Origin of the sequence: Microbacterium aurantiacum (genome assembly GCF_031625015.1) — a bacterium.
Classification (GTDB): domain Bacteria; phylum Actinomycetota; class Actinomycetes; order Actinomycetales; family Microbacteriaceae; genus Microbacterium; species Microbacterium aurantiacum.
Map to the genome: position 1 here is coordinate 1843106 of NZ_JAHWXH010000001.1, position 11221 is coordinate 1854326.

12 protein-coding genes are annotated in these 11221 nt (G+C 72.0%); 5 read left to right on the top strand and 7 right to left on the bottom strand.

The features are described 5' to 3' along the window. Positions 1 to 28: 28 nt before the first annotated feature. From KZC50_RS08625 to KZC50_RS08650, 6 genes are all read right to left on the bottom strand, one after another. A complete protein-coding gene (locus tag KZC50_RS08625; RefSeq protein WP_310891369.1) occupies positions 29 to 1141 on the bottom strand; it encodes a DUF6226 family protein in 1113 nt (370 codons plus the stop codon). Next, positions 1141 to 2001: a PhzF family phenazine biosynthesis protein gene (locus tag KZC50_RS08630; RefSeq protein ID WP_310891370.1), complete on the bottom strand. Its 861-nt coding sequence runs from the start codon at positions 1999 to 2001 to the stop codon at positions 1141 to 1143. The genes KZC50_RS08625 and KZC50_RS08630 overlap by 1 nt, the downstream gene beginning before the upstream one ends. After that, the gene (locus tag KZC50_RS08635; RefSeq protein WP_310891371.1) at positions 1998 to 2591 is read right to left on the bottom strand and encodes a hypothetical protein; all 594 of its coding nucleotides are present in this window, start codon (positions 2589 to 2591) and stop codon (positions 1998 to 2000) included. The genes KZC50_RS08630 and KZC50_RS08635 overlap by 4 nt, the downstream gene beginning before the upstream one ends. Beyond that, positions 2588 to 2716 (bottom strand): hypothetical protein, encoded by a 129-nt coding sequence (locus tag KZC50_RS08640; protein ID WP_301134542.1) that lies wholly within the window; start codon positions 2714 to 2716, stop codon positions 2588 to 2590. The genes KZC50_RS08635 and KZC50_RS08640 overlap by 4 nt, the downstream gene beginning before the upstream one ends. A gap of 4 nt (positions 2717 to 2720) precedes the next feature. After that, positions 2721 to 2999 carry a twin-arginine translocation signal domain-containing protein gene (locus KZC50_RS08645; RefSeq protein ID WP_301134541.1) on the bottom strand — a complete coding sequence of 93 codons (279 nt, stop codon included), beginning with the start codon at positions 2997 to 2999 and terminating at the stop codon, positions 2721 to 2723. Positions 3000 to 3070: 71 nt separating this feature from the next. Continuing rightward, positions 3071 to 3529: an iron chaperone gene (locus KZC50_RS08650; RefSeq protein ID WP_301134539.1), complete on the bottom strand. Its 459-nt coding sequence runs from the start codon at positions 3527 to 3529 to the stop codon at positions 3071 to 3073. 253 nt (positions 3530 to 3782) lie between these two features. Here KZC50_RS08650 and KZC50_RS08655 point away from each other — a divergent pair, with 253 nt between their 5' ends. Both KZC50_RS08655 and KZC50_RS08660 read left to right on the top strand, forming a co-directional pair. Beyond that, positions 3783 to 6323 carry a circularly permuted type 2 ATP-grasp protein gene (locus KZC50_RS08655; protein ID WP_310891372.1) on the top strand — a complete coding sequence of 847 codons (2541 nt, stop codon included), beginning with the start codon at positions 3783 to 3785 and terminating at the stop codon, positions 6321 to 6323. Then, positions 6320 to 7210 carry a transglutaminase family protein gene (locus KZC50_RS08660; RefSeq protein ID WP_310891373.1) on the top strand — a complete coding sequence of 297 codons (891 nt, stop codon included), beginning with the start codon at positions 6320 to 6322 and terminating at the stop codon, positions 7208 to 7210. The genes KZC50_RS08655 and KZC50_RS08660 overlap by 4 nt, the downstream gene beginning before the upstream one ends. A 30-nt stretch (positions 7211 to 7240) precedes the next feature. On the opposite strand, the gene KZC50_RS08665 is transcribed toward KZC50_RS08660, so the two are convergent. Further along, entirely contained in the window at positions 7241 to 8473 is a 1233-nt protein-coding gene (locus tag KZC50_RS08665) for an NAD(P)/FAD-dependent oxidoreductase (protein WP_310891374.1), read from the bottom strand. A gap of 169 nt (positions 8474 to 8642) precedes the next feature. On the opposite strand from KZC50_RS08665, the gene KZC50_RS08670 reads away from it, so the two are divergent. From KZC50_RS08670 to KZC50_RS08680, 3 genes are all read left to right on the top strand, one after another. Continuing rightward, positions 8643 to 9482 carry a hypothetical protein gene (locus KZC50_RS08670; protein WP_310891375.1) on the top strand — a complete coding sequence of 280 codons (840 nt, stop codon included), beginning with the start codon at positions 8643 to 8645 and terminating at the stop codon, positions 9480 to 9482. A gap of 202 nt (positions 9483 to 9684) precedes the next feature. Beyond that, positions 9685 to 10038, top strand: a complete 354-nt coding sequence (locus tag KZC50_RS08675; RefSeq protein WP_310891376.1) for a hypothetical protein — start codon at positions 9685 to 9687, stop codon at positions 10036 to 10038. A gap of 93 nt (positions 10039 to 10131) precedes the next feature. Further along, positions 10132 to 11178, top strand: coding sequence for a siderophore ABC transporter substrate-binding protein (locus tag KZC50_RS08680; protein ID WP_310891377.1), 1047 nt, complete (start codon positions 10132 to 10134; stop codon positions 11176 to 11178). Positions 11179 to 11221: the final 43 nt, after the last annotated feature.

Genomic DNA, 11221 nt, shown 5'->3' on the forward strand with positions numbered 1-11221 from the left:
GCCAAGAGGCGGTTGACGTGCGACGAGATCAGTTCTCGCGCAACGTCCACGCGGGCCACCACCCGCGATCGAGTCCGCGGAGTGTGTCGACGGCGTGTTCGAGCTCGCTCGCGCTGAGGTGAGGATCGGGTGGGCCGCCGCTCGAGCCGGCCCCTTCGCGCCTCAGCAATTGGACGTGCTGCCAGCGTCGCCGCCCGACCGGGAACACCTCTCTGAGCCCGCCGGCCGGGATCGCCAGAACGACCTCTTCGAGATGGTCGGCGGCCGTGTCTGCGGATTCATCACACGCGTCGCAGGCGCATTCCGGGGCACTCGCCCGGAAAAGTGCACCAGCTCGGACCTGCACGCTCTCCTTCGTCGCCGTGATCGTCATCGTCGCGCCGGAGGACGGCCGCAACGTGAACCGCACCTCGCCGTCGGCGGACTGTCGATCGACCTCCACGACGTACGACGCCTGCAGGTACGCGACCAGAGACTCGGCATCCATCATCAAAGGGGCGAACCGCTCCGGGTGGGAGAGGCGCGAGTACGTCTCCTCAGGTGGTTGGCCGCCCTCCCACCGATTCCCGTAGTCGATGATGCGCCCACCGGAATCGCGGTACTCCTGGTCGGGGAACGCCGGACGCTCGAACGCAACGAGCGGGAAGCGAAGAGTCGGTGCGTGTGTGTCGCGGCTGAGAGCGGCCATCTCCCGATCGTCTTCGTCAGCCTGTGGCCAGGACGCCATCATCTCCAGGAACGGTTGCCGATGTTCGGGATGCTCCACCATGATCCGCACCAGCCCTGCCACCGGAACGGACCGTGTGGAGGTCCCGACCTCGAGTTCGGGTGTCACGCGCCACGTTGCCGCCGGATGCGCCACGGCGAGGACGTTGCCCGCGAAGCGCGCGGCCGATGCCCACAACGCGGGCGTCTCGACCACCTCCGTGCGACCGGTCAGGAACTCCCAGAGCCGCGCGATGTCTGCCGACAGACCCGCGGGGTCCTCTCCCTCGCGTCGTGCGTAGGCCACGAACTCTTCGAACCCCTCCACGAAACGGACAGGAACAGGAGCTGAGCCCGGCCAGCTGAACGACGCGGCGGAGACGGCGTCGGGCAATGACCGTACCGTGCCGGGGAAAAGCTCGGCTGGCTCGGCCATCAGGGGATCGGGATGGCGGTGCCGGAGACGACGATCCCCCCGGATGCGGGGATGTCGACGGTCAGGAGGCCGGGGCGGCCGACGTGTGCGCCCTGGTGCACCTCGACCTGGCAGGGAACGGGCACCGCGTCGAGCTCGCGCAGGTAGCCGCCCAGCGCCGCGGCGGCAGAGCCCGTGGCGGGGTCCTCGGTGATGCGGCCGACCGGGAAGATGTTCCGCGCGGCGAACGCGCTGTCGCCGAGGCGGTGCACGACGGTGATCGTCGCCGGCCACCCGCGGGCGTCCATCAGGGTGCGCGCTGCGATCGGGTCGAACGTGAACCGGTCGAAGACCTCCAGATCGGCGATCACGAGAAGCGGATGCGGGTTCCCGGCGTCGGCGATGCGGGGCGGGAGTGCGGGATCCAGGTCATCGGCGGCGAGGCCGACGAGGCCCAGGATCGCGTCGAGATCTTCGCCCGGAAGGGGCGTGATCACCGGCGGCCTGCTCGTGAACGCCGCCCGCACGCCGTCGGGCTCGCGCGTCACCGTGATCGGGATATCCCCGACCGGGGTCGCGAACCGGATCGTCGTCGGCAGAGGGCCGAGCGCGTCGCCATCTTCGGCGAGCGCGATGGCCGTGGCGATCGTCGCGTGGCCGCAGAAGGGCACCTCCGCGATCGGCGAGAAGTAGCGGATGGTGCGGGCCCCGGCATCCGTCGTCCCGGTGAGGAACGCGGTCTCGGCATAGTCGACCTCGGCGGCGATGCGCTGCATCGTCTCGGCGGAGAGCCCTCGTGCGTCGAGGACGACCCCGGCGGGGTTCCCGCCGTCGGGGGACGACGCGAACGCGGCGTAGCGGAGGACTCGGGGCTCGCTCATCCGGCCAGCGTAGGCCGGGCCGCGGACGCGCGCACAGCCAGGCGCGTGCCCCAGAGGAGCAGCCAGGCGATGACGACACCGAACCACAGCCAGGCGACGATGCCGCCGATCATCCCCGTGAGGAACAGCCCGGTCGCGATCGAGACGACGAGGCTCACCCCGCCGAGCACGACGACGCCGAGCACGAGCAGCAGCGCACGCCACGGATGCCGTCGCACGACGCCGAAGCCCGTGAGCGCCCCCGCACGCCCGGCCGCAGCCGCAGGCAGGACGAAGGTCGCGGCGATCCCGGCGAGCAGCCCCGCCGGAGCGAACAGCGCCGAGAGCACCGCGCCGATGAGGACGAGCACCGCGGCCCATGCGAGGGCGAGTCCGGCGTGCGCGGGGGCGTCCGGGGCGACGATCCGCCGCGCCGCCCACGCGGTCGCCGCGAGCTGCAGCGCGAGCGCCAGAGCGGATACCGCGGCGACGGCCAGAAAGGCCGGCAACGGCATCCGCCCGAGGCCGGGTGCTGCGCTGAGGCCCTGCGCGATCGCTCCGAGAACGACGGCGGCACCGAAGACCACCCCGCCGAGGGACCGCGCGCTCATCCGCTCGACCCCCGATCGAGCACCGCGAGAAGCGACCCGTCGTAGAGAGTGCGGTCGCCGACCGTGACGAGGACGTCGTCCTGGGCGTCGGCGGTGGACTCCACGCGGATGGGCTCGCCGTCCATCGTCTCACCCTCGCAGGTCACTGCGATCTCGTCCGGACTCGTGCAGACCGGCGCCGTGAGGATCTCGATGCCCTCCTCGAGCAGCACGTCGTTCCCGGTGTAGCCGGTAGCTGCCCTTCTGCACGCCGCCGTACAGGATCGTCTGCTGGAGCGTCGAGGGGATGTCGGCGATGCCCGTCGGGGCGGACGCGAGCACCCGGGAGAGGTCGTCGACGTCGACGCCGAGGGCGGCGGCGAGGACGGCGGCACGGGTGAGGAACTGACGTCGCGAGAGTGAACCCATCGGCGCCTTTCGGGCAGGCGAAGCGGGATGTCACACATCATGGCAGACCGGGCCGCCGGCGAGGGCGAGAGTCAGCCGGCGGCGCGGCGGACGAGGTCGCGGAGGGTCTGCGCGACCTCGTCGGTGACCTCCAGGACGGCGAAGGACGTCGGCCAGAAGACGCCGTCATCGAGCAGCGCATCCTCGTTGAACCCGATCGACCCGTACCGCGTGTCGAACTTCGACGCCGGCTGGTAGAACACCACGACCTTGCCGTCGCGGGCATACGACGGGAAGCCGTACCAGGTCTTCGGGTCGAGGTGCGGGGCCTCCTCGCGCACGATCTCGTGCAGCCGCTCGGCGATGCCGCGGTCGCGGTCGGGGAGTTCCGCGATGGCGTCGACGCACGCCTGCGCTTCGCGCTTCTTCTTCGCCGACCCGGTGCCGCCCGCCCGCGCCTCGCGCAGCTCCGCCGCGCGCTGGGCCATCGCGGCGCGCTCGGCGTCGCTCCACGTCCCGTCCGCGTTCTTCTCGTCCGCGTTCTCGCCCATCGCCGTCCTCCTCGTCGTGATCGTCCCGGCCGCGCCGCCGCGCGCCCCGGTTCACCTGTCTTCTCTTGCGGGTGCGGCATCCGCTCACCCGCATCACGAGACAAGTGAACCGGGTTCGTCGGTCGGAGGACACCCCCGGGGCGTGTCAAAGTGGTCCCATGCCGCAGTTCCCGACCGGCCGGCGCACCGCCGCGCGCCTCGCCGCCGAGCGTCGCGCGACTGCACGGCGCGCCCTCTCGAACGGATGTCGCGCATGAGCCTCCTGCGCGAGTACGCCGCGGCGCAGGCGCAGCCGACCCTCGCCTTCGGCGCCGACACCGGCCCGAGCGTCCGGTTCGACGAGGTCGTCGCGCCCGACGGCACCCTCCGCGCGGCGTGGAAAGGCATGGCCGCCGCCGCCGACCTCACCGCCCTCGACCTCGCACGCGTCGACGCCGAGATCGCCACCCTCCTCGCCGACGACGGCGTCGGGTACGAGCACTCCGTCCGCGGCTCGGTCCCGTGGCGACTGGATCCCCTGCCCCTGGTGATGGATGCCGCCACCTGGGCCCGGCTCGACGTCGGCCTCGCGCAGCGCGCCGAGCTCCTGGGCGCTCTCCTCGGCGATCTGTACGGCGCGCAGCGGACCCTCGCCGAGGGGCTCATCCCGGCCGAGACGGTCTTCGCGCACGCGGGGTTCACCCGCCCCCTCGCGCGCACCTCCGCGGCCGAGGCCCACCCCCTGATCCTCACCGGCACCGATCTCGGACGCGACGCGACGGGCGAGTGGCACGTCCTCGCCGACCGCGTCCAGGCCCCCGCGGGTCTCGGCTACGCGCTGGAGAACCGGCGCGTCCTCTCCAGCGTCCTCCCCGAGCTCTACCAGGGCGCGGGGCTGCACCGGCTCGAGCCCTACTTCGGCAGCGTCCGCGCGGCCCTCCTCCAGGCGGCCCCCGCCGGCGTCACCGACCCCCGCATCGTGGTCCTGACCCCTGGAACCTATTCCGAAACCGCCTTCGACCAGGCCTTCCTCGCCAACCTCCTCGGTTTCCCGCTCGTGCAGGGGGAGGACCTCGTCGTGCGCGGCGGCGCGGTGTGGATGAAGCCCGCGGGGTTCCCGACCAACGCCCCGCACGAGCGAGTGGACGTGATCCTCCGCCGCGTCGACGCCGACTGGTGCGATCCGCTGGAGCTGCGCGCCGGCAGCCGCCTCGGGATCGCCGGCCTCACCGAGGCGGTCCGCCGCGGCACCGTGCGCCTGGTCAACGGCCTCGGTGCCGGGGTGCTCGAGAACCCGGGCCTCATGCCCTTCCTCCCCGCCCTGTGCGAACGGCTCCTCGGTGAGCAGCTGCGCCTGCCGTCGGTGCCGACGTGGTGGTGCGGCGATCCGGAGGGCCGGGACGCCGTCCTCACCGCCCTCGACGAGGATCCCGACTCCGTCATCGTCCGCACCATCGATGGGCGCGCGAGCGAGTTCGACGGCGCCGATCCCGCCGACCTCCGCCGCCGCATCCTCGAGACCCCGTACCGCTACGTCGGCCAGCAGCGTCTGCCCCTCTCACACGCGCCAGGCTGGGCACCGGACGAGAGCGGTGCCATCGAGACCGCGATCGGGGCGCTCCCGGTGACCCTCCGCGCGTTCACCGTGCGCGACGGCGGCGCCTACCGCGCGCTCGTCGGCGGGCTCGCCACCCACGTCGGCGGCGACCCGACCCAGGCGCCGGTGACGAAGGACGTCTGGGTGCTGAAGGCCGCCGAGGACGATCCCGACCAGGGTGTGGCCGCCCCCTCGTTCCTCCCCGTCGGGCGGGCTGCGCCGATGCTCTCGCCCCGCGCGGTCGAGGACATGTACTGGGCCGGTCGCTACTCCGAGCGCGCCGAGGATCTGGTGCGTCTGGTCCTCACCGCCCGGAGCTACGCCGAGCAGCTCGACTTCGGGTCGTCGCGGGACGGGGCGGCGACGCTCTCCGCCCTCATCGCGGCGCTCCAGCGTCTGTGCGGACACCGCCACGACGACCCGACCGCCGAGCTTCGCTCGCTGCTGACGGATGCCGATCGCCCGGGGAGTGCCGCCCACTCGCTCGGTCATCTCCGCGAGGCCCTCGAGGGCGTCCGCGACCAGCTCTCCGGTGACACGTGGCGCGCGTTCGCCGTGACCGACCGCGCCGCGGCGAGCCTGCGCGCCACGCCGCGGGCACGGCAGATCGCGGAGTCGGCGGGGCGCATGCTCACCGGCATCCTGTCGCTCCAGGGAGTGACGGCGAGCATGATCCGCGACGATGGCTGGCACGCGATCGAGGCCGGCCGCTACCTCGAGCGCGCGGTGCAGCTGTGCGTGCTGCTGGATGCCACGGTGACCACGACCGCGGCACGCCGGGGTGTGGACCGCGCCGTCATGGGCGGGGTCCTCCTCGCCGCAGAGAGCGCGGTGACCCACCGGCGTCGCTACCGCGGCGACCTCGCCGAGGCGGGTGTGCTCGAGCTCCTCATCGCGGATGGGGAGAACCCGCGCTCGCTCGCCTTCGCCTTCGCGCGGGTGCGCGAGCACATCGGCAGCCTCTCGGCCTCGACCGGCTCGACGCGTCCAGAGCGGATGATCGAGGAGCTGGAGCAGACCCTGGCCACCACCGACGTCGTCGCGCTCGCCCGCGCGGAAGGCGACCGCCGCGAGGAGCTGGACCGCTTCCTCTCCGACACCCGCGCGCAGCTGCACCAGATCAGCGAGGCGATCGCGTTGCTGCACTTCTCCGCAGGCCCGCAGCCGCAGGCCCTGTCGGCCCTGTCGACGACCGAGCTCGTGGGGGTGGGGCCGTGAGATACCGCGTGATCCACCGGACGTCCTACGAGTACGACGCCGACGTCAGCGACAGTTTCGGCATCGCCCACGTCGTCCCCCGCGAGCTGCCCTGGCAGCAGGTCCACTCGCGCGGGGTGGAGATCGAGCCCGTGCCCGCCGACACCACCGACGACGTCGACGGCTACGGCAATCTCTCGACCTACTATCACGTGACCGAGGCGCACCGTCGGCTACGCGTGAACGCCGAGAGCGAGGTCACGGTCCTCGCGCCGGCCTACGATCCCGCCGCCCTCGCGCAGCCCTGGGAGGCGGCGCGCCCGCTGGTGCACCGCGACCTCCCCGATGCGTGGGCGGCGGCGGAGTTCGTCGTCGAGTCGCCGAAGGCGCAGCACGCGGCGGCGGCGCGGGAGTACGCCGCGGCATCCTTCCTCCCCGGGCGCGCGATCGGCGACGCCGTGGTCGACCTCACCCACCGGATCTTCCGCGACTTCCGCTACGACGGGAAGGCCACGACCGTCACGAGCACGGTCGGTGACGTGCTCGCCGCCCGCGCGGGCGTGTGCCAGGACTTCGCGCATCTCGCCTTGGCGTGCCTGCGCAGCCACGGCCTGGCGGCCCGCTACGTCAGCGGCTACCTCGCCACCCAGCCCCCGCCCGGTAAGGAACGCGTCTTCGGCGCGGACGCCTCGCACGCATGGCTCGCGGTCTGGCTGCCGCTGTCCGGGGAGTGGCTCGCGGTCGACCCCACGAACGACCAGGTGGTCGGCGACCGCCACGTCACGACCGCGTGGGGTCGGGACTACGGCGACGTCGCGCCGGTGAAGGGCGTCATCTTCACCGAGGCGAAGCGCTCGACCCTCCGCGTCGCCGTCGACGTCGCCCCGCTGGAGGGTGCGGTCGTCTGACGCGAGGCCCGAACGACGTGCCGCGCGTCCTTAGCCGAGGATGCCGCGCGCGGCCCGGACGCCGGACGTCAGCGCCCCCTGGATCGAGGGGGTGTCGCGGTGGTCGCCGGCGACATGCAGTCCGGTGCCGATGCGCGAGGGGGCCGCGCGTCGCATCGGCGGATGCAGGGCCGGCAACGCGGTGGCGATGTCGTCGCGGCGGAGGAGGTCCCACCCCTCGGCCACCGGTCCCCAGATGTGCCGCAGCTGCGCGCGCACCTCGCCCTCGGAAGCCGCGGGACGCGCGCCGTACAGATTCGTCGCGGCGATCAGGTGCCGGCCCGGGGGAGCGTACGAGGGGGCGGTCCGCGACATCACGACGGTGTTCACGAGGGGGCCCGACCGGGTGCCGTCGACCGACAGGAGAGCGGATGCCGGGGCCTCGGTGCCGGCGAACCACCACGTCTGCAGTCCCCGCACCGCGGGCGCGGGGAGTCCCGTGAACGCCTCGACGGCTCCGGGATCGACCGCGACGACGACCTCCTGCGCGCGGACGACGTCGGCGCCGGCGACCTTCAGCTCCCATACGCCGCGGCGGTGACGGAGTCGCCGCACCGCGTGCGAGAGCCGGATGTCGGCGCCGGCGCGCCGGGCGGTGTCGGCGATCTGCGCGGGAAGGGCCGCGATGCCGCCCGCGGGGAGCCCCGGTCGCCCGAGCGCGAAGAGGCGGAGGAGAAGCCGGACGTAGTTCTGGCTCGTGCGTCCGTCGTCGTCGGCGATGACCCCGGCGAGGAACGGCTCGAGCACCTCCCGGCGGAGCGGGCCGCGCACCCCCGCGGCATCCCATCCCGCGAAGAGCTCGTCGTCGGCGGCGTCCGCGAAGGCGCGCGCCGTCCGCGCCGGGGCGAGCCAGCGCACCAGCGCGGTGATCTCCGACACCGAGAGCAGTCCGCTGGAGAGGGTCGCCGCGAGATGCTGCGGATGCCGCAGCGGGTGCGCGAGGGTCGCGACGCCGTCCGCGCGGCGCACGCGTGCGCCCACCGGGAACGAACGCATCTCGAGGTCGTCGAGCTCGACCACGCCGCGGAGGGCCGGGTACGCGGGATTGAGCACCTGGAATCCGCGGTCGAGGAGGAATCCGTCGACCACGTCGGTACGCTGTCGCCCGCCGACCCGGTCGGCCGCCTCGAGGACGACCACCTCGCGCCCGGCGCGAGCGAGCTCGAGCGCGCAGCGCAGTCCGGCGAGCCCCGCCCCGATGACCACCACGTCGTGTGCGCGCATGATGCGAGCATAGGAGCCCTGGCTCATTCGTCGATCGAAAGCTGCGCGTTATGAGCGCGGGGTCGTCGGGACCTTTGCCTCTCGTGGTCCCGACGGTCCGCGGGGTTCAATCCTCGTGTGGACAGGGAAAATGGGGGGTAGGACCCGGCGTTTTCTCGTGCGAACGACGATGGTGCATGTCGTCACGTATCTGGTTGTCGGGGTCGTCGCATCGATCGTGCTCGACTACGCGTCACTGTTCTCCCGGCCCGTCATCAGCGATTACATGGTCGAGTTCGGGTCGGTGTCTCTGTTCGTCGGCCCCCTCATCCAGGTGCTGCGTGGCCTCATCATCGCGGCCGTGTTGCTGCCGTTTCGAGGTGTCTTCGCACAGCGACGCGGCTGGCTCTGGCTGTGGCTGCTGCTCGTCGGCATCGGGATACTGTCCACCTCGGCAGCGGCGCCGTCCTCCCTCGAAGGGATCGTCTACACGCAGCTGCCCCTCTGGTATCACGCCATCGGTCTGCCGGAGATGCTCGTACAGACACTCGCGTTCAGCGTGCTTGTCGCCCTTTACGAGCGTCACCCGGAGGGCCTGCTCGCGGTTCTTCCGCCCGTCTTCGAACGCCTTGTGCGCGCGCTGGTCTCCGCGTCGCTCGCTTTCGTCGGCTACGCCGTGATATCGGTCGCATTCGCCCTCTTGGCCGGCGCCTCTATCGACGCCGAACAGTCACTGAGCGTGCAGGTCCAGGGATTGTTCGTTGGACCGTTCCTCATCAACTTCGTGCTCGCGTTCCTCGCGGCCGGCGGGCTCACGCTCACCAGACGAATTCTGGTCGGGTTGGGGTCGTACGTTCTCAGCACGGCAGCAATCCTGACCTACCAGGTGATCGTTCTCGGCAGTCCTGACATCGCCTATGCGGCAATCGCACCGCTCCTCCCTGCCATCGCGGTCTGGTTGCTCGTCCCGAAGCGGGACGCCGCCAAGACCAATCAGCCAGAAGCCAAGGAAACTCGGCACACTCTTTGATGAAGCGCCCGTGGCATGAGGGGCGCTCGCGCTCTTTGGGCACCAGCTGAGTGCAATCGGCTTGGACATCGTAGAACCCCGGCTCGAACTCGGCGGGGGATGTCGCCGAGTTGCCGAACTCGGCCCTCGCCGCGCGCAGCGTCGGTACGCTACCGGCACGGGTCGCCCCGACCCCACCGAACCCGATCGAGCGGAGAACGCCGTGGACACGACCGCACCCGCCTCGCCCTCACCCGCACCGGAGCCCGACGCCCCCGTCACCGCGGTCGCGACCGTCGTCGTGTCGGATGCCGTTACCAAGGTGGACGCCCTCCAGATCCTGTCGGTGCTCACCGGCGCCCGGATCGTGGGGGAGCGGACCGCTTCTCCCCGCGTGCCGCTGGCCGACGGTGCGTGGGCCGAGATCGAGATCCCCAAGTTCGGCGAGGCCCCGCCGCTTGCGATCGACGTCCACGCCGCCAATGAGTCCGTCGCCCGCGCGCAGGCGCGAGCCGTCATCGCCCTGCTCCGCGACGGCGCGGGCTGGTCGGTGCACGGGATGTTCCCCGGCGCCTGACCCGGCGCCTGAGCCCCGCGACACCCGCGCGACGCGCCCGGGATGCGTCACCGGTTTGCCTACCGCAAGAACGGTTAGGTTAGCCTTACCTTCATGAACGTCCGCCTTTCTCCCCGCCCTCGTCTGCTCCTCCCCGCCGCGTCGCTCGCCGCCCTCGCGCTGGTCGTCACCGGATGCGCCTCGCCATCCGCTGACGCCGCCCCCGAGGCATCCGCCGACGCCGCCACGATCGTCGTGGAGGACGCCCGACCCACGCTCATGCAGCTCGAGGAAGGCGGCGAGACGTACTTCGAAGAGGACACCGAGATCCCCCGCGAGGCGGTGGAGGTCGCCGCGGCCCCCGACGCGGTCGTGACCTTCGACATCGCGACGCTGGACACCCTCGACGCCATCGGCGCCGGGGACGCCGTCGTCGGCATCCCCGACATCGCCCTGCCGGACTACCTCTCGGAGTACGCCGATCTGCCGAAGGTGGGGACGCTCTTCGAGCCGGACTTCGAAGCCGTCGCGGGGCTGGAGCCCGACCTCATCGTCACGGCGGCGCGCAGCACGGGCCAGTATGACGCGCTCGCCGAGATCGCCACGACGATCGACCTCACCGGAACCTACGGGGGCACCTTCGACCCCGCCGCTGGCCTGCGCCGTGCCGCGCAGCTCGGCGAGATCTTCGGCGCCGAGGAGACGGTCGAGGCGGCTACCGCGCGCATCGAGGAGCTCGAGTCGGCCATCGAGGACCGGGTCGATGCGACCGCGCTCGTCCTGTCGGTCTCGGGTGGCGAGTACGGCGCCTTCGGCGAGGGCTCTCGCTTCGGGTACTTCTTCGACACCCTCGGCTTCACGCCCGCCGTCCCCGCCCTCGAGCTTCCGGGCGCGGAGGCCTCGCCGCATGGCGACACCGTCACGAACGAGTTCCTCCTCGAGGCGAACCCCGACTGGATCATCGCGTTCGATCGCGGCGCGGCCACCGGCGAGGGCTCCAGCGCAGCCGAGACGCTCGACAACGAGCTCGTCCAGCGCACCACCGCCGGAGCCGAGGACCACGTCATCCTCCTGCCGGCGAGCGAGCTCTACATCGTCATCAACGGCCTCACCGCCATCGAGAACGTCCTGACCACGATCGACACCGCGCTCGCCGCGTGATCCGCGGGAGCGCCGAGTCCTGAAACGCCTCTCTCCCACCGCG

Bases quoted from the DNA above. Each gene is read 5' to 3' on its own strand.
- KZC50_RS08625 (WP_310891369.1), bottom strand. From the start codon at position 1,141: ATGGCCGAGCCAGCCGAGCTTTTCCCCGGCACGGTACGGTCATTGCCC.
- KZC50_RS08630 (WP_310891370.1), bottom strand. From the start codon at position 2,001: ATGAGCGAGCCCCGAGTCCTCCGCTACGCCGCGTTCGCGTCGTCCCCC.
- KZC50_RS08635 (WP_310891371.1), bottom strand. From the start codon at position 2,591: ATGAGCGCGCGGTCCCTCGGCGGGGTGGTCTTCGGTGCCGCCGTCGTT.
- KZC50_RS08640 (WP_301134542.1), bottom strand. From the start codon at position 2,716: ATGGACGGCGAGCCCATCCGCGTGGAGTCCACCGCCGACGCCCAGGAC.
- KZC50_RS08645 (WP_301134541.1), bottom strand. From the start codon at position 2,999: ATGGGTTCACTCTCGCGACGTCAGTTCCTCACCCGTGCCGCCGTCCTC.
- KZC50_RS08650 (WP_301134539.1), bottom strand. From the start codon at position 3,529: ATGGGCGAGAACGCGGACGAGAAGAACGCGGACGGGACGTGGAGCGAC.
- KZC50_RS08655 (WP_310891372.1), top strand. From the start codon at position 3,783: ATGAGCCTCCTGCGCGAGTACGCCGCGGCGCAGGCGCAGCCGACCCTC.
- KZC50_RS08665 (WP_310891374.1), bottom strand. From the start codon at position 8,473: ATGCGCGCACACGACGTGGTGGTCATCGGGGCGGGGCTCGCCGGACTG.
- KZC50_RS08670 (WP_310891375.1), top strand. From the start codon at position 8,643: ATGGTGCATGTCGTCACGTATCTGGTTGTCGGGGTCGTCGCATCGATC.
- KZC50_RS08680 (WP_310891377.1), top strand. From the start codon at position 10,132: ATGAACGTCCGCCTTTCTCCCCGCCCTCGTCTGCTCCTCCCCGCCGCG.